The organism is Acinetobacter sp. 22323 (assembly GCF_052044895.1).
In the GTDB taxonomy this organism is placed as follows: Bacteria; Pseudomonadota; Gammaproteobacteria; order Pseudomonadales; family Moraxellaceae; genus Acinetobacter; species Acinetobacter schindleri.
The window spans coordinates 84,179-100,462 of record NZ_JBQEOL010000006.1; the positions used below are offsets into that span (position 1 = coordinate 84,179).

Consider the following 16,284-nt stretch of genomic DNA (forward strand, 5'->3'; position numbering starts at 1 on the left):
AAAATCCTTCTCTATTCTGAATAATGAGCGGGCTAACTTAACTACCGCGATAGGTCGAATAAGCAAAAGGGCTGATGAGTAATGGAATGTGATAATGCTGAGCAGCATCTAAAATGCTGAAATGGATCACAGCCTTTGGGAAAAATGTAGCCAAGCCTTGGACATCAAAATAGGCTTTGGTTGCAAACTCGATGCTGTAGTCACCGGTGCTAATAATGTCTAAGCCAAAATCCGGCACCAGTACCCGGCCATCATTATTGGTGCTAGCAGTCGCCAATACCTGACCTGTGGCATCCATTAATTTGACTTCAACATCGGCTGCAGGTTTACCCAGATGAGTATCAAGAATATGGGTGCTGATCATGAATCAATCTCCTGTGCCAGACGTAACAAAGCAATTTCTAAAAGTTGCTGATGAACAATACGCTTTTCAGTATCCAGGTCATTCACCAGGCGGTAATTCAATGCTGTCAGAATCTCTTCGCTACTACGACCTGCTGCGCGAATCAGGAAGATGAAATCAAATTTTTTCTCATAGGCCAGATTGCCTTTTAGCAAAGCGGCTTGAGTTTCTTCATCTTGTGAAATCGAGGCCTGTTCCCGTTCGGAAAAACCTTCTTCTTTGGCGGTTAAAGCAGTCTGTGCCTGCTTTTCACCAATCCGAGGATGGGTTGCGAGCGCCTTGTAAATTTCTTCCCAAGTCCAGGTCTGTGCCTGTCTTTTGGCAGCTTCGAGCAGCTCATCGCATGAAGTAAAAGGTCGTTGCTGTTTTAATTCTTTAGCCCAACGGTCAATATGCACACACTGCTTGAGCAGCAGTTCAATATCGCTGTCAGATGCCTGGTTAAATTCAGTTAATTGCATAATTAAAGTTTGTTATCCATATTTCTCACTGGAAATTGCAATAACAATGCCAAATTGTTGAAAATCGCCTAATAGGGGGGCAACCAAAAGGTCAAAATAAAAAAAGAGAGCATGAGGCTCTCTTTGGATGATTTGAGTGAATGATTAATCTTGGTGCGCAGGAAAATGATGCGTATACCAATGCTGTGCAATATCGTTACGACGACAGACCCATACTTTGTCATGACTCTGTACATAATCCATAAAGCGCTGCAAGGCTTTGAAGCGTCCCGGACGTCCGAGCAGGCGACAGTGCATACCAATTGACATCATTTTTGGTGCAGTTTCCCCTTCACTGTAGAGCACATAAAAGGCATCTTTTAAATATTGGTAAAATTGCTCACCTGAATTGAAACCACCCGGAGAGCTAAACTTCATATCATTGCACTCTAATGTATAGGGGATGATCAAATGAGGGCGTTTTTGACCATTTGGTTCAGTTAAGGTGCTCCAAAATGGGAGGTCATCACCATAATAATCAGAGTCATATTTAATCTGAGAAAATTCAGCTAATAATTGACGTGTATTGGGACTGTCGCGTCCGGTATACCAGCCAATTGGCGTTTCACCAAAGAGTTCAGTCAGCACACTTAAGGCCTGATCCATATGCTGACGTTCAGTTTCAATCTCCATATCCTGATAATGCAACCAGCGCTGACCATGGGAGACCACATCATAATCAGCCGCCTTAATGGCCTCGACGATATAAGGATTACGAGCCAGTGCCATACCGACTCCAAAAATTGTCATAGGCCAGCCACGTTTTTGAAACTCCTCATGAATACGCCAGAAGCCAGCACGTGAACCATATTCATACATTGAATCCATGGAGCGGTGTACTGCTGGAAAACTGGCAGCACCCACGATTTCGGACAGAAACTGCTCGGAACCGCTATCACCATGTTCGACATGATTTTCACCGCCTTCTTCATAGTTCAATACAAACTGTACCGCGATCCGGGCAGCATTGGGCCACTGTGCATGGGGTGGTTTGCCGTGATAGCCGATTAAATCGCGTGAATATTCTTGCTTTTGTATCGTTTCAATCAATTGTTTTCCGCGTAAGTAAGCAGTTGTCACTATTGGTTGTCCTTTTGCTAAAAAAATCAAAATATCACTTGCATATTTTTAAGAGAGGACCGATATTCAAAGTATAAGGACACGGTTCTGCAGACTCAAAAATGTGTTCATCATTCAATGTGGAGGGTTAATCCAAAACGATTTGAAGAAGTGAAATGCAATACAAAACAGCAAGCTACAAACGTGCCAAGATAAAAAATCTGCACTAAAAAGTTACAATGATTTGAGGATGGTATTTTATGAACATTGAACTCCGTACCGATAAAAATATTCGCAATAGTGATCGCCTAATAACTTACGTTCGTACCGAATTAAATCAGGAATTCCAGCGCCACAGTGAGCGTATTACCCATTTCTCCGTGCATCTTAGTGATGAAAATGCCGCAAAAGGTGGCGATGATGATATTCGCTGCATGATTGAAGCACGTCCAGCAGGCTTGAAGCCAATTGTGGTCAACCATCATGGTCACAATATTGATACCGCAATTCGTGGGGCCATTGATCGTTTAAAACGCAGCCTGGAACATGTAATTGAGAAAAAAGACAATGTGCGTGGTAATCCGCTAAAACTTGCCGAAGAAACGGTTACAGATATAGAAGAATAAAAAGTTTGCAGATGAAAAAGGCCCCTACGGGGCTTTTTTCAATTTTAGATAAAATAAACGAATGAGAATAAAACAAATCCTGCTTTATTCGGCATAATAGTCGAAAACGAATTGAAGTGAGCTCCATCATGTTAACTGCGCAACAACAGCTTTTTGTGCAAGCACTCGAAGAACTGGATCTGAATCAGGTGAAAAAGCTCCTGGCAGATGGACTCAACCCAAATTTTATTGATATGGAAAAAGGCCCGGTCATTTCTGTCTGGTCAGATGGTCTGTTCAAGTGGTGGGAAGAAGTTTGTGAGGCTTATGAAGCAGGCAATGTTCTATCTAACGAAGAAAAACAACAGAAGCTTCAAGTGCATCTTGATATTCTGGATGCCCTGATTGCAGCCAAAGTGAATCTGCACCTGTGGGATGCCGAAGAAATTTATGGTCCACTTTGGGACGCTGCCAGTGCTGCCTGTGTACCTGCCGTACAACGTTTACTGGATGAAAATGTCGATCCAAATACCCGGGATGAAGACGGTCTGACGATTCTATCTTCAATCTGTGATCTGTTCTTTGACTGTGACTTTGATGAAATTAACTGGGCAGAAGCACTGGAAGAAGAAAAGCAGACACTGGAACTGCTGCGTAGCCGTGGCGCGAAGATGTCCAAAGAACTCGGTTAAGACTTAAAAAAGAAAGAGTAGCAATCTATGACAACATTAAAGACATTGGGTTTTGTGGCACTGGCAACTGCGAGCGCGCAGGTATTTGCTGCAGATTTTGCTTTCGACCGTCCAGGCACGGGGTTTAGCACGACGACGATACCAGTAGGGCAGTTAGTCTGGGAACAGGGCCTGCCTTCTGCCAGCTATGTTGAATCAGGCAGTGACTATAGCACCACACTCAATGCCGATATGTTGTTGCGTACCGGTTTAAGTGACAGCCTAGAATTACAACTGGGTTGGCAGGGCCCATCCTGGTCTAAAAGTAAAATAGATGGCATTAAATCAGAAGATGATGGTCTCGGTGATGTCAGTATTGGTTTGAAAAAAGCCATTGATCTGGATGATGAGCGACTTTCAATGGCCTTACTGGCTGAAGTACTGATTGCGACAGGTAATCAAGGCTTTAGTAATGAAGAAGATATTTATAGTTTAAGTTCAGCTGTGGCTTATCAATATAATGATCTGGTCAATACTTCAATTACCATGCGCTATGAATGGCAGGATGATCAGTGGGCCATCCAGGCCGTACCCACACTGAAATATAAAATCGCTGATAAATGGTCAGGCTTCTCGGAATTTGTCTATCGCAAGGCTGAAAGCCAGGATTATGAATATGGGCTGGGTACAGGCGTAATGTATGCCCTGAATGATCGTGTTCAGCTGGATGCCAGCGTGGGCGTGGATCTGAATGGTGCTGACAAGAGTTATACCTCAGGTCTGGGCGTAGCGTTCCTGTTCTAGGAGTTTTGACCAGTCGTCATGGATGCCGAAAAACTGAAAGCCTGGAGTAGATCTGGCTCCCGAATCCTGTTCGGGAGCCTGCTGCTAAGTTGTGCAGTACAGGCGCAAGCACCTTTATTGTCGCCTGATCAGGCTTTTCCATTTACGGTGGTTTCCAGCAGTCCGCAGCAGGCGGAACTCAGCTGGGAAATTCCAGACAACTATTATATCTATCAGCATATGGTGGAAGTTCAGCAGGGTGGCCAAATACTCCAACTGGATTTGCCACCTGCTGAAGACCTGCATGATGATAATTACGGTCAGACTCAGGTTTACTATCAACAATTACAGTTCAATATTCCGACACAAGCCTCGCAAACCTATCAGGTGACCTGGCAAGGTTGTGCCAAAGATCGGCTCTGCTATCCGCCACAAACGGTTGAATTCAAAACTGATCTGTCCGGCTTGGTACAATATCAGCCTACAGAAGGCAGTTCTAAACGGTTACTTGACCTAAGCAATTCATCAGACCAGCAAAACACTATTCTGAATAATAGTTCTGAATCTGTCGAGGTGAGTACATTAGATAATAAGGATGGCTCCAGCTTTGCTGCCAAAGACCAGAAATGGTCTGAACAACTGGCAGAAAGTTCATTAGGCTATGGCCTGTTGCTGTTTTTTGGCTTAGGTATGCTGCTGGCTTTCACGCCTTGTTCCTTGCCAATGTTACCGATCTTGACCTCACTGATTGTGCGGGATCGACGTGGAATGCAGGCCTGGATGGTTGCCTTGTGCTTTGTCACCAGTATGGCTCTGGTCTATGCAGTACTGGGCTTGATTGCTTCTTCTGCCGGACTGAATTTCCAGCGCTGGCTACAGCAGCCCGCTACTTTAATTGCCTTTAGCTTATTATTTGTGGCTTTTGCCCTCAACCTGTTTGGTCTGTTTGAAATCAAGTTGCCACAGCGTTTAGTACATCGACTGGATCAGGTTCAAGCCATGCAACAGGGCGGGACTCTGGTCAGTGCCAGTATTATGGGCATGGTGTCAGCACTGTTGGTGGGTCCCTGTATGACAGCACCGCTGGCAGGGGCATTACTATTTATTTCTCAAACCCAAAGTCAGTGGCGGGGTGCTTTGCTTCTATTTACCTTAGGCTTTGGTATGGGAACTCCTTTGCTACTCGCCAGTGTTCTCGGTTCGCGTATATTGCCTAGAGCGGGACATTGGATGAATCAGGTCAAGGTTCTGTTTGCTTTTATCATGCTGGCGCTGGCATTGTATTTTATCCGCCCCCTGATTTCAGAAGCAGCACTACAGTGGCTCTCTCTTGGACTGGGTTTAAGCTTTGTGGCCTACATATTGGCACGGCTGTTCTGGAAAAATACTGGACTGCGATGGTTGTATATTATCTGCCTGGCAACGGCAGTGCCGTATATTATTTATAGTCAGTATCAGCACAGTCAGCGCTTTTTTGTTGAAACTGCTCAGCAACAGGCGACTTGGCATGTCGCAGCGACTGCTACCGATTTTGAGCAGTTACTGGCTACAGTACCAAAAGGGCAACGAGTTATTGTCGATGTCTATGCCGACTGGTGTGTGGCCTGTCAGCCCATCGAACACCGGGTGCTAAAATCAGCTCAGGTACAGCAGGCTTTGGCACCGTATTTTCTGATCAAACTGGATCTCAGTCATTATGATGTAACGCATCAAGCACTGTTAAATCAGTGGGAAATTCTAGGTCCACCTACATATCTATTCTTGAATGATCAGCAACAGGAAATTCGTGGCTTGCGTTTGACTGGGGCTTTTACTGAAGCTGAATTATTAGAACAAATAGAACGTTTTGTTCAAGCGCAATAAAATAATTTTATGTACTGTGCAATTATGGAAAAGTCAATTAAATCACGAATGATGCAGTTGCATCCCGCCATCAAGTGTAGTGTTATAAGCTTTAACCAGATTACGACCACTCGCTTTGGCTTGATACAGGGCTTTATCTGCCTGACTCAATAACTGTTGTGGGCGAAGTTCTGGACTAGATAATGCAATACCAAAACTTGCAGTGACATGAATGCGCTGACCATCATCACTATAAATTTCCAGTTGCTGAATTGCAGCACGGCAACGTTCTGCAACCTGACGCGCCTTTTCCAGATTGGAATTTTTCAGGATCAAAATAAATTCTTCACCACCAAAACGGCCAACCACATCACTTTCACGTAGCAGCAAGGTGAGCACCTCACTGACCCGGATCAGGGTTTCATCACCTTTATGATGCCCATAATAATCATTAATTCTCTTGAAATGATCCAGATCTAACAAAACTAAGGCATAACTTTCCAGTTTCACGCTATTCAGTTTATCCAGACATTGATTGATACTACGTCGGTTAAACAGATTGGTTAATGGGTCAATCTGGCTTAGGTGCTGAATCAGTTTTTCACGGTGTCGCCACTGGCTGAGCAGGATTTCAAACAGCATCATACAGATAGTCAGAATAGGCAGAATAAAATACAACATGGATACCAGCCAGAAACCGTTATAGAACAGTTTGCCTGGAATGGTAAAAAGTGGTGAATAAGTAAGCTGGCCGGTATAGCTCAAATAACCGCAAATACTGAGAAAAATTGAAGCTGGAATCAGCATGCTATATACCAGCGTTCGAGAAAACAGGACCAGCCCTACTGTAATCAGGCTCACATAGGCAATCATGGCCACTGGACTGACGACACCAACAATATAGGCATCACGGCAAAGGGAAATCACAAAGATGCCGACTGAGATATAGGGCAGATAACGTTCGACGCGGGTGTTATTTCGAAATTTATAACAGGGATAAATCAGGCAAAGCAGAATCAGTAAAAACAGGCTATTGAGGATAATCTGCATTTTTGCCACGCTTATATCCACATATTGCCAATATTCAGGACTGAGTAAAACAAAGATATCCCAAAGCATCCAGCTGAGATGGATACCACAGCCAAGTACAAGCATGAGGATACATTTTTTCAGTATCCCCCAATTCATCACCACTTCTTCTTCAACCAGATACTTGGTAATTTTATACTTGAAAATAGCTTGCAGAGCAGGCGAGATACGCTTCATACAAGGCTGTATCCTATAATGACCATTCTAAATTATAAATATCGTAATAAATAAAATGTTTTATTTCTTGGGCTTAAGATAACATGAATATACTGCGAAAGAGAATGGTTATATTTTGTACAGCTAGGTCATTTTAGTAAAGTTTGAAATTTACATCGTTGTAACATGCGAAAAGATTACAGGATAGGCAGGTCACAGTGATGCATTTGGCTTTTTAAATATTTACCAAATAGAAAATTTTCCTGCACCATCCTGAAAATTGAAAAATATAAAAACTGGGCTTTTAGTCCCGATCCAGACGGTGTGCAAAGTCGGCCAAATCAGCCAGAGATTGTCGGGCTTCATCAAACCAGGCGCTAAACATCTGAAAATTGTGCCACATACCTGTATATAGCTTGAACTCTACTTCAACCCCTGCTGCGAGGGCCTTATCGCGGAGACGCTGCGCATCATCCAGCAAAATTTCCTTGGAACCGACCTGAATATGCATGGGTGGCAGACCAGTTAAGTCGGCAAAATAAGGTGATACTTCAGGATTGCCATGCTCGATTGACGAAGGTACATAGTATTGAATGCCACTTTCTAATGTTTCAATGGATAACAGGGCATCATGTACCTGATTGTAGCGCAAGGATTCACTGGTCAGGGTCAGATCAACAAAGGGAGAAAGCAGGATCAAACCACTGGGCTGAGGGAGTTCCAGTTTCTGAATTTTTAGGGCTAGCGCCAATGCCAAATTTGCCCCACAAGAATCTCCAGAGAGAATGATATCTTTGGCTTGCACGCCTTGATCTAACAGTTGCATATATACATTGAAAACGGCATCCAGTGCGGCTGGATAAGGTGCTTCAGGAGCAAGTGGATAATCTACATGCAGCACCTGCATCTGGGTACGGGCAGCAATCTGGCTCATAAAAGCACGATGGGTCTTCATTGAACCCAAATAAAAAGCACCCCCATGAATATGGAAAATCAGCTGGGTGGCTTCTTGCTGTGGCTTGATTTCCTCTGCATTCAGCCCTGCCAGTTTTAAGGATCGTATTTCAACATTTTTGTCTACAGGAAAAAGTTTGCAGAACTGTTCAAGAGTTTTTCTAAGCGCAGCAGGCGGGAGATTAAACTGGCTGGGTTTACGGATGGAAGTCTTTAAAATCGTTTCTGTAATTAACTGTTTCGTAAGGGGACTAATCTTCATTTTCTTTCCATCTTTTTATGTTTTCATTGGTCTGGTATGTTATTTACCAACAATATTTACAAGGTTACACTAGATAGTCACATCTAGAAATTGAAAAATTGTTGTGACTTAATTAATACTACAACGGTCTACTCACAGACTTAGGGAAAGAAACAAAAATGAAAAAAATCGCGCTTATGTTAGGACTACTGGGTTTAAGTGCATTGGCGAATGCCGCAGATCCTTTAAACGGAACAGTCTGGAAAACAATTGATGACAAAACCAATCAGCCAAAGGCGATTGTAAAATTTACTGAACAAAGCAATGGGACTTTAAGTGCCAGCATTCAGAAGGTTTTGACCAAAGGTGAAGAAAATGCCTGCACGAAATGTGAAGGTCCATATCACAACAAATCTCTGAAAGGCCTGACCATTGTTAAAGGTCTGAAAAATGTTGGCGGTACCAACTATGAGAGTGGTTCGATTCTTGATCCGCAATCAGGTAAGACCTATAAGCTAAAAGGTAACCTGGCTGATGGTGGTAAGAAGCTGCAACTACGTGGCTTTATTGGTGTAGCAGCGCTGGGCCGTAACCAGACCTGGATTCGTGCAAACTGATTCTGAGTCTGAGACTGTTAAAGCCTGACGATTGTCAGGCTTTTTTGTGGCTATAAATCGGTTGCTATATTGAACTTTATTATCAGTTCGCTTTAATTATTCAGCGCACGATAGGCAGGCTCATCAAAACCCGCGATAAAACCTGAACCAGTTGCCAGAATTGGACGTTTAATCAGACTGGTATGAGTCATTAAGGCAGCAAGCAGATTCTCTTCATTTGCCAAGGCGGTTTGCTGCTCTTCTTCACTGAGTTTGCGCCAGGTGGTACCTTTTTTATTCAGCACAACTTCCTGACCCAATGTATCCAGCCAGGTCTTTACAGTTTCAGCATCGACTCCCTGTTTTTTATAGTCATGAAACTCATAGTTCAAACCCAGTTCACCCAGCAGATCAAATGCTTTCTTCATTGAATTACAATTTTTAATTCCATAGATCTTCAACATGATCATCACCCATCTAAATTTTACTATAGCTTAGCGAAATTTAATGATTACAACCATGAGCAGGAAGCAAAACCCAGGTAAAAAATGAGATAAAAATAGATACATAGCAGATACAGGAATGTCATGAAATTGACATCCGATTTGTGCAAAATAGTGATGAAGATAAGGGCGCAGAATAAAAAGAAATGAGAAGCTGATAATGTTATAGAGGCGCTAAAATGAGAAAACCCGCATCTAATCATCCTGATTATGCGGGTCTCATCTCAACGTCCGATGTCACATCCATGCAAAACAAGCTAAATCTTGTAGTCTGTTTTATTTCTTCCTACGGCTTCCTGTCCTTTTGCTGTCATCCTGACATGTCCTTGTGCCGTGTAAGTATAATGCTGTGTATTTAGCTTTAAAAATAGCTGTTAATACGTCTTGTTATGTAAGTGATTAACACTAACTCAGTGAACAATTGTTCACTGAGTTTATCTGTTGAATTAAAGTTTGTAGTCAATAATTACTGGAGCATGGTCACTAAACCATTCATCTCTATACACCCAGGCATTTACGGTACGCTCTTTCCAGTCGGGTGAACAGGCTTGATAATCAATCCGCCAGCCTACGTTTTTGGCACGGGCCTGGCCGCGATTCGACCACCATGAGTATAGCTCAGCTTCTTTGCGTACTTCACGGAAAGTATCGACATAGCCCAGTTCATCATAGATGTGATCCAGCCAAGCGCGTTCATGTGGCAAGCAACCAGAGGCTTTCTGGTTACCTGACCAGTTTTTAATGTCGATACGTTTATGCACGATATTGTAGTCACCACATACAATGATAGATTTATCTTCATCGCGCCATTGTTTCAGGATCTTTTTATATTCATCCAGGAAATGATCTTTACGCGCCTGTGCTTCATCACCCGATGAACCGGATGGCAGATACAGCGAACAGATATGTGCTGTTTTCTCTAAACCTAAGTCAAATTCGGCAGCAATAAAGCGGCCTTGAGAATCTGCCAGTTCAAAGCCCAGACCATCGGTCAGGGAAACAAAAGGCAGGCGGCTATAAATTGCGGTACCGGCATAACCTGGACGTTCAGCCGGGAACAGGTGTGTATACCAACCTTCAGGTTTAAATTTATCGGTCCACTGCGCATGGGTAATCCGGCTTTCTTGCATGCAAATCACATCTGCGTCAGATTTTTCCATCCACTCCAGCAGACCTTTGGTCACGGATGAACGTAAGCCGTTGACATTAATTGAAACGACACGAAGAATTTTTTGATCACCTGGATAGCTACTCTTTGGTATCATGCGCAAGTCTTACCTTAATTAATGGATTTAGGAGCACCTCATGTCAACGCCAGCTCAGTTTAACCCGCAAGCTTTTATCGAACTCGCATTATCACGCGGTGTGCTTAAATTTGGTGAGTTTACTTTAAAATCAGGTCGCGTGAGTCCTTATTTTTTCAACGCAGGTTTGCTGAATGATGGCGAAGCGTTGACTGGCCTGGCATCTGGCTATGCAGCAAAACTGACTGAATGTGACAATGTTGAAGTGATCTTTGGTCCTGCCTATAAAGGCATTCCTTTTGTGGCAGCAACTGCTGTGGCTCTGTCGCAAAATCATGGGGTAAGTGTGCCGTGGGGTTTTAATCGCAAAGAAGCCAAAGATCATGGCGAGGGTGGCGTATTGGTTGGTGCTTCTGTAGAAGGTAAAAAAGTCTGGATCATTGATGACGTAATTACGGCAGGCACAGCGATTCGTGAAGTCGTGACCATCCTGAAAAATGCCGGTGCGCAGATTGCGGGTGTGCTAGTTGCATTAGACCGTCAGGAAAAAGGTCAGGGCGAACTGTCTGCGATTCAGGAAGTGCAGCAAGAGCTTGAGATTCCTGTACATGCGTTAATTACCATGAAAGATTTAATGGACTATCTGGAAGCGAAAGGCGACCTAGCAGCTTTGGCGAAAATGGAAGATTACCGTGTTAAATATGGGATCTAAGCCTAGATTGGCATAGAAAAGGAAGCTTGAGCTTCCTTTTTTTGTAGATGTTCAATTTGCTAAACATTTGAAATTTATTATCTCTGTCTATTCTTGTAAGCATTGGCTTACATCAATTCCAGCACTTTGCGGCTGTTTTGAATAGTGGAAATTTCCTATGATAGCTTTAACAGGAACAGGAGGTTCCACACAAGAATAACAATAGATAAATACAAGGAAAGTAAGGTACGACAGGAGTTATACCAAACGAACCCATACGGAAAGCCCCTGGCAGGATGCTAGGGGTTTTTCATTTTTATCTTTTATAAAGTCCCACTGAGCAGCAGTGATTCAGAAACATGATTCTTAAAAATTCATTGTTAATGAGCTAAATAGAGGAGCAGAAAACCTTTCATCAAAATTATGAATCTTCAGAGCTAAAAAAAGCACCTGAAGGTGCTTTTTCTTATTGCTGGGCTAAATTATAGCGCAACGATATTGATCGCATTTGGACCTTTTTGACCATCAACCACGCTAAAAGAAACGCGTTGACCTTCAAACAAAGTTTTGAAACCAGAACTGCTGATTTCTTTGAAATGAGCAAAAACGTCAGGACCTGATTCTTGTTGAATAAAACCAAAACCTTTAGTTTCGTTAAACCATTTTACTGTACCGGTAACTGTAGTAGACATAATATAACCTGTTAAATTTTAATAATTTTAGTCATGCAAATGACTATGGATAACTTGGAAAAACAACAAGAATTGAAATAAAGATCTGAAAAAACGGAGGATTATAAATAATACTGCGGCACTTAAAGAAGCTTAACTAAACAACGCTTTTTTCTAGTTAAAGACAGCATAGCCTAAATCAGAAAATATTCAAGTTTTTTATATTTATTATTTATTTTTCTTATAAAAGTGGCTCCATTCTTGTTTTTTAAAGAATTTCAAGCTGTTTGCTTGAGCTTTATCGGTTGTATTTAAGCTTTAACCAAGCTAAACAATAAATACACGTTGTGTTTGTGTTACTTTATGTTAATCAAAATCGTTCAGTACCCAGCAAGATTTTACTAAGTCAGTGTATTTTATAACTTTGGGTAAATTAGTATTTGTAGTTTTAAGATAGTTATCGTCATTGTTTGTGTATAAAAATCCACCTATATTAAAATTCAATTGGAAAAATTAACTATAAGAATTTCTTGATTTTAATTTAAAACCAAACACGAGTGAGTCTCATGGATTACTGGAACAGTGTGTTACTTATATCCATCATCACCATGGTTGGACTGGCCATGATCATCCTGTTTGTCGGATGTAAAATGTGGAAGAACTTGGTGGTTACTTTACTGATTGCCACCTTGATTGGATTTCTGATTGTATTTGCGATCAATTTTATTTTTGGCGATCGTCTTCAATTTCTATGGGGTGCCCCTGAGACTGGTGATAGTAATTTTATGCTGGAAATGGGGCTGCTGAGCCTGTTAATTGGCGGTGTGAGTACCTTTATCATTATGTTAGGCACTTTGGTTGCTAAAAGTAACAGTGGAAATCAAGGCGATGAAGACTAGTTTTTCGCAAAATAACAAGTCTCTTAATGAGCGGGAAAGTGCAGAAAAACATCGCATGTACAGTTCATAGGCTTAAAAAATCTTTCTCAGCCAAAAGTATAGTGCCATAGCGCTACGGGGCATAAATGGAGCTTCATATCCCGTAGCTGCATAATTTTCTGTATCAAAAATTTAGAACATCATTCTTAGACCTGCACCATAGATCCAGCCTTTTTCAGAATCAGAGCTTTGCTGCCAGGCTGTCTGTTTGTTGCCTTTACTATATTCATAACCCACTTCCAGATAAGGCATGAGCTTTTTGCTCAGTTCATAGCGTGTTTCCAGGCCCAAGGTGGCATGACTAAGGCCGGTTTTTTTCGCATTCGCTGCCTGATCATTCAGGATGACATCCAGTTCGACAAAGGGTTGCATAATCAGTTTCTGAGTCAGTAACAGGTCACGCTCTGTTTCCAGTTTTAATCCGACAAAGTCATCTTCACCGACATAGACATGTGCATTCGTTTCGAAAAAGTAGGGGGCCAAGCCATGCAGGCCAAATACTGCATCGAAGCGCTCGTTCTGCCGTTGTGTAGCAGGCTCGGCTAAATTTTCCTGTCGATAGCGCACCCCGGTCTGCACATCCCAAAAATCGGAAATATTGCGGCTATACAAAACTTTGGCATCATATTCGGCCTGATGGGATTCATGTTTGTCGGCTTCTAACTTGAGGAAGATTTTATTTTCATCCGTGCCGACTCTCGCTTGGTTCTTGGACTTGAATGCTCCATTTCTCTCTGAACTATGCTGCCATTTCTGGTCCAGAATAATCTGGCTATAAATCTGTGCACCATGTTCTTTACGATGATCATGTTCGCTGGCAGAACTGACTGAATTTTGTGGCGTGCTCAGCACCTGCTGTTGATGCAATAACTTTGGTGGCGGTTGATAGGATGAGGCATCTGCTGTTCCAGTATGCTGTGAGTGGTTATCAGCCATGTTTTGCATGGCATGATGTCCGCTATGATGCTGATGTTCAGCATGGCTTGTATGATCGCTAGAAGCTGCCGCAAAAATACTCAGACTGCTTAGGGTAAGCGCACTGCTGAGCACTGACTTTACAAAAAGATTAGTGATGTGCATGGCTTTCTCCTTGAGCAGCTGCTGGTTTTGAAGGCATTTTTTGTGAAGAAGGGTGAGATGTTTGATCTTCATCTACATGTGCCACAATCAGCTTGTTCATCATGCCGGCACTCATGTGATAGAGCAGATGGCAGTGAATCGCCCATTCTCCCAGTTCGTCTGCTGTGAGCAAGGTCGTGACCGTTTTCCCGGGCGGCACAATCACGGTGTGTTTATTTGGCATATTTGCAGCAGACTGACCATTTTCCAGCTGCATAAACATGCCATGCAAATGCATCGGATGGGCCATCATGCTGTCATTGATAAATTTCAGCCGGATCCGCTCGCCATATTTCACTTGAAGTGGCTCGGCATCACTGAATTTTTTACCATTCATGGTCCAGATGTAGCGCTCCATGGTTCCACCTAGACGAATCACCAGTTCACGTTCTGCTGCGCGGGTATCAGGTTGTGGTGTCAGGGCTTTGAGGTCTTGATATTGCAAGGCTTTGTGCCCTGCAGGCGTAGACATATTGGCCCAGCCCTCAACCGGCTGATGAGGCTGATGGGTTCCGGACATGGCATTATGACTTGCATGCATGTCGTGCTGGGCATGTTGATCATGTTCACTTGTGGCAGTCTGCATGGTCTGACTGCTGTGTGTGTCATGTGACATGTCATGTTGTTCGCCATGTCCCATATCTTCCATGGTCAATAAGGCACGAGGGCGCGGTGTTGGTAATTGAACCGGAGCCGGGGCTTTACTTGAATCAGTTGCCTGATGCAGACTGCCAATGGCAAAGCCTGAGCGGTCGATCGATTCCGCTTCAATCTGGTAATGCGCTGCAGTGGGTTCCACAATCACATCATAGGTTTCAGCGGTTCCGATACGGAATTCATCTACATTGACCGGCTGCACCGGTTGTCCATCGGCACTGACCACGGTCATTTTCAGCTGGGGAATACGCACATCGAAAAACGACATGGCAGAAGCATTGATGAAACGCAGGCGGACTTTTTCATTGGGCTGGAACTGGCCACTCCAGTTTTGTTGCGGCGTTTTTCCATTGACCAGAAAGGTATAACCGGTAACATCAGATAGGTCGGTTTTCAGCATACGCATCTGGTTCCACATCTTGCGGTCTGACCAGGTGGCCTTCAGGCCATCACGTTTCACCTGCTGGAGTACATCGCCCAAGGTTTCACGCTGGTTCTGATAATATTCGGCCGATTTTTTTAAATTGTTCTGAATCTGCTGGCCGCTTTGTTCGTGAAAATCTGACAGCATCACCACATAATCCCGCTCGGTTTGTTCATGTGGAGGTAGTAATGTCTGTGCTTTGGGGCGAATCACCAATGCGCCATAGAGGCCATCCTGTTCCTGACCTTTGGAATGTGCGTGATACCAATAGGTGCCGTTTTGACGAACCTTGAAGCGATAAGTAAAAGACTGTTTCGGTTTGATCCCCTGAAAACCGTTAAATCCGGGGACACCATCCATCAGCCCGGGCAGGAGGAGGCCATGCCAGTGCAGCGAGGTATCCTGATTGTTCAGGTTGTTTTGTACATGAATGACTGCATCATCACCTTCTTCAAATTCCAGCAAGGGTGCAGGGAATTTTCCGTTTACAGTGATACGCTTGACCGTCTTTCCGGTGAGATTGATCGGGCTTTCATCAATGACCAGATGATATTCTTTTACGGCTGCAAACAAGGCAGACGACGAGATGAGACCGAAGCCCAGACACAGGCTTTGACTGATTTTAAGCAACATAACTTAATCCTTAATGAATAAAAAAATTTAAAAATTCAGGATCAAGCTTTGGGTGGGCACAGGATTTCTTGCCAGTAACCGGCAAGGTGCTGGGCATGGTAAGCAGGGAGGAGGGTTTTTTCCGGATAACCGTGATCAGGCACGCTTAACTCGGGCGTTGTAATGGGTAGGCTGGTGACCAAGTTCTGGCAGGCCATAGTGCCACAATCCAGACAATCTGATGACTGCTGGGTGCTGTCACTGACACAGTCCGGCTGAATCAGTTCCTGATCTTGATGATGATCAGTCTTATGCAGCGAGTGAGAAGCAGAGGGTTTTGTCATTTCCAGACAATGAGGATTCGTTTTTTCAGACGGCATAACCAGATGCATGGTGTTTGCAGATGCGACAGACACACTGCCCCAGCCGATGGCAAAAACCATCAGCAGGATAAACCAGGCCTGTTGAAAAAAGCGTTGCAGCACGAAGCACCTTGAATCGCAGAATGCGTATTATTTTTTAAGCA

Annotated in this window: 18 protein-coding genes; 7 read left to right on the forward strand and 11 right to left on the reverse strand. The window is 43.4% G+C overall.

The genetic code is table 11. The features are described 5' to 3' along the window. Window positions 1–37: 37 nt before the first annotated feature. The 3 genes from uraH to puuE all read right to left on the reverse strand — a co-directional run bounded on the left by uraH (window position 38) and on the right by puuE (window position 1,983). Window positions 38–364, reverse strand: a complete 327-nt coding sequence (gene uraH, locus ACTJIX_RS05735) for a hydroxyisourate hydrolase (RefSeq protein WP_005220531.1) — start codon at window positions 362–364, stop codon at window positions 38–40. Then, window positions 361–864, reverse strand: coding sequence for a 2-oxo-4-hydroxy-4-carboxy-5-ureidoimidazoline decarboxylase (uraD, locus tag ACTJIX_RS05740; protein ID WP_048882167.1), 504 nt, complete (start codon window positions 862–864; stop codon window positions 361–363). The genes uraH and uraD overlap by 4 nt, the downstream gene beginning before the upstream one ends. 144 nt (window positions 865–1,008) lie before the next feature. Beyond that, window positions 1,009–1,983 (reverse strand): allantoinase PuuE, encoded by a 975-nt coding sequence (gene puuE / locus ACTJIX_RS05745; protein WP_440611267.1) that lies wholly within the window; start codon window positions 1,981–1,983, stop codon window positions 1,009–1,011. A 239-nt stretch (window positions 1,984–2,222) separates the two neighbouring features. Here puuE and ACTJIX_RS05750 point away from each other — a divergent pair, with 239 nt between their 5' ends. The 4 genes from ACTJIX_RS05750 (at window position 2,223) to dsbD (ending at window position 5,884) form a co-directional block, all read left to right on the forward strand. After that, window positions 2,223–2,588: an HPF/RaiA family ribosome-associated protein gene (locus ACTJIX_RS05750; protein ID WP_004813805.1), complete on the forward strand. Its 366-nt coding sequence runs from the start codon at window positions 2,223–2,225 to the stop codon at window positions 2,586–2,588. A 128-nt stretch (window positions 2,589–2,716) separates the two neighbouring features. After that, window positions 2,717–3,259: an ankyrin repeat domain-containing protein gene (locus ACTJIX_RS05755; RefSeq protein ID WP_008305788.1), complete on the forward strand. Its 543-nt coding sequence runs from the start codon at window positions 2,717–2,719 to the stop codon at window positions 3,257–3,259. A gap of 27 nt (window positions 3,260–3,286) precedes the next feature. Beyond that, a complete protein-coding gene (locus ACTJIX_RS05760; RefSeq protein WP_440611268.1) occupies window positions 3,287–4,042 on the forward strand; it encodes a transporter in 756 nt (251 codons plus the stop codon). Window positions 4,043–4,060: 18 nt separating this feature from the next. After that, entirely contained in the window at window positions 4,061–5,884 is a 1,824-nt protein-coding gene (gene dsbD, locus ACTJIX_RS05765) for a protein-disulfide reductase DsbD (protein ID WP_440611269.1), read from the forward strand. Window positions 5,885–5,926: 42 nt separating this feature from the next. On the opposite strand, the gene ACTJIX_RS05770 is transcribed toward dsbD, so the two are convergent. Beyond that, the gene (locus ACTJIX_RS05770) at window positions 5,927–7,129 is read right to left on the reverse strand and encodes a GGDEF domain-containing protein (RefSeq protein ID WP_440611270.1); all 1,203 of its coding nucleotides are present in this window, start codon (window positions 7,127–7,129) and stop codon (window positions 5,927–5,929) included. Between the two features lie 283 nt (window positions 7,130–7,412). Continuing rightward, window positions 7,413–8,324: an alpha/beta hydrolase gene (locus ACTJIX_RS05775; protein WP_440611271.1), complete on the reverse strand. Its 912-nt coding sequence runs from the start codon at window positions 8,322–8,324 to the stop codon at window positions 7,413–7,415. 158 nt (window positions 8,325–8,482) lie between these two features. Here ACTJIX_RS05775 and ACTJIX_RS05780 point away from each other — a divergent pair, with 158 nt between their 5' ends. Beyond that, window positions 8,483–8,920, forward strand: a complete 438-nt coding sequence (locus ACTJIX_RS05780; protein WP_004813793.1) for a DUF2147 domain-containing protein — start codon at window positions 8,483–8,485, stop codon at window positions 8,918–8,920. A gap of 92 nt (window positions 8,921–9,012) precedes the next feature. Here ACTJIX_RS05780 and ACTJIX_RS05785 read toward each other — a convergent pair whose 3' ends face one another. Beyond that, window positions 9,013–9,363 (reverse strand): Spx/MgsR family RNA polymerase-binding regulatory protein, encoded by a 351-nt coding sequence (locus tag ACTJIX_RS05785; protein WP_005220539.1) that lies wholly within the window; start codon window positions 9,361–9,363, stop codon window positions 9,013–9,015. A 485-nt stretch (window positions 9,364–9,848) separates the two neighbouring features. Further along, window positions 9,849–10,667 (reverse strand): exodeoxyribonuclease III, encoded by an 819-nt coding sequence (locus ACTJIX_RS05790; RefSeq protein ID WP_286831061.1) that lies wholly within the window; start codon window positions 10,665–10,667, stop codon window positions 9,849–9,851. A gap of 40 nt (window positions 10,668–10,707) precedes the next feature. Between ACTJIX_RS05790 and pyrE the strand changes: the two genes are divergently transcribed. Further along, a complete protein-coding gene (pyrE, locus tag ACTJIX_RS05795; RefSeq protein ID WP_440611272.1) occupies window positions 10,708–11,358 on the forward strand; it encodes an orotate phosphoribosyltransferase in 651 nt (216 codons plus the stop codon). Window positions 11,359–11,819: 461 nt separating this feature from the next. On the opposite strand, the gene ACTJIX_RS05800 is transcribed toward pyrE, so the two are convergent. Further along, window positions 11,820–12,029 carry a cold-shock protein gene (locus ACTJIX_RS05800; RefSeq protein ID WP_004281299.1) on the reverse strand — a complete coding sequence of 70 codons (210 nt, stop codon included), beginning with the start codon at window positions 12,027–12,029 and terminating at the stop codon, window positions 11,820–11,822. Window positions 12,030–12,574: 545 nt separating this feature from the next. Here ACTJIX_RS05800 and ACTJIX_RS05805 point away from each other — a divergent pair. Beyond that, window positions 12,575–12,907: a hypothetical protein gene (locus tag ACTJIX_RS05805; protein ID WP_243474492.1), complete on the forward strand. Its 333-nt coding sequence runs from the start codon at window positions 12,575–12,577 to the stop codon at window positions 12,905–12,907. 171 nt (window positions 12,908–13,078) lie between these two features. Here the strand turns inward: ACTJIX_RS05805 and ACTJIX_RS05810 are convergent, their stop codons facing one another. From ACTJIX_RS05810 to ACTJIX_RS05820, 3 genes are read right to left on the reverse strand one after another with little or no spacing between them, the layout of a single operon-like run. Next, the gene (locus tag ACTJIX_RS05810) at window positions 13,079–14,026 is read right to left on the reverse strand and encodes a copper resistance protein B (RefSeq protein ID WP_440611273.1); all 948 of its coding nucleotides are present in this window, start codon (window positions 14,024–14,026) and stop codon (window positions 13,079–13,081) included. Beyond that, window positions 14,013–15,779: a copper resistance system multicopper oxidase gene (locus tag ACTJIX_RS05815; protein WP_440611274.1), complete on the reverse strand. Its 1,767-nt coding sequence runs from the start codon at window positions 15,777–15,779 to the stop codon at window positions 14,013–14,015. The genes ACTJIX_RS05810 and ACTJIX_RS05815 overlap by 14 nt, the downstream gene beginning before the upstream one ends. A gap of 41 nt (window positions 15,780–15,820) precedes the next feature. Beyond that, window positions 15,821–16,243, reverse strand: coding sequence for a hypothetical protein (locus tag ACTJIX_RS05820; protein ID WP_440611275.1), 423 nt, complete (start codon window positions 16,241–16,243; stop codon window positions 15,821–15,823). Between the last annotated feature and the right edge of the window lie 41 nt (window positions 16,244–16,284).

Coding starts and splice junctions, on each gene's coding strand:
- uraH (WP_005220531.1), bottom strand. CDS start 364: ATGATCAGCACCCATATTCTTGATACTCATCTGGGTAAACCTGCAGCC.
- uraD (WP_048882167.1), bottom strand. CDS start 864: ATGCAATTAACTGAATTTAACCAGGCATCTGACAGCGATATTGAACTG.
- ACTJIX_RS05750 (WP_004813805.1), top strand. CDS start 2,223: ATGAACATTGAACTCCGTACCGATAAAAATATTCGCAATAGTGATCGC.
- ACTJIX_RS05755 (WP_008305788.1), top strand. CDS start 2,717: ATGTTAACTGCGCAACAACAGCTTTTTGTGCAAGCACTCGAAGAACTG.
- ACTJIX_RS05760 (WP_440611268.1), top strand. CDS start 3,287: ATGACAACATTAAAGACATTGGGTTTTGTGGCACTGGCAACTGCGAGC.
- dsbD (WP_440611269.1), top strand. CDS start 4,061: ATGGATGCCGAAAAACTGAAAGCCTGGAGTAGATCTGGCTCCCGAATC.
- ACTJIX_RS05770 (WP_440611270.1), bottom strand. CDS start 7,129: ATGAAGCGTATCTCGCCTGCTCTGCAAGCTATTTTCAAGTATAAAATT.
- ACTJIX_RS05775 (WP_440611271.1), bottom strand. CDS start 8,324: ATGAAGATTAGTCCCCTTACGAAACAGTTAATTACAGAAACGATTTTA.
- ACTJIX_RS05780 (WP_004813793.1), top strand. CDS start 8,483: ATGAAAAAAATCGCGCTTATGTTAGGACTACTGGGTTTAAGTGCATTG.
- ACTJIX_RS05785 (WP_005220539.1), bottom strand. CDS start 9,363: ATGTTGAAGATCTATGGAATTAAAAATTGTAATTCAATGAAGAAAGCA.
- ACTJIX_RS05790 (WP_286831061.1), bottom strand. CDS start 10,667: ATGATACCAAAGAGTAGCTATCCAGGTGATCAAAAAATTCTTCGTGTC.
- pyrE (WP_440611272.1), top strand. CDS start 10,708: ATGTCAACGCCAGCTCAGTTTAACCCGCAAGCTTTTATCGAACTCGCA.
- ACTJIX_RS05800 (WP_004281299.1), bottom strand. CDS start 12,029: ATGTCTACTACAGTTACCGGTACAGTAAAATGGTTTAACGAAACTAAA.
- ACTJIX_RS05805 (WP_243474492.1), top strand. CDS start 12,575: ATGGATTACTGGAACAGTGTGTTACTTATATCCATCATCACCATGGTT.
- ACTJIX_RS05810 (WP_440611273.1), bottom strand. CDS start 14,026: ATGCACATCACTAATCTTTTTGTAAAGTCAGTGCTCAGCAGTGCGCTT.
- ACTJIX_RS05815 (WP_440611274.1), bottom strand. CDS start 15,779: ATGTTGCTTAAAATCAGTCAAAGCCTGTGTCTGGGCTTCGGTCTCATC.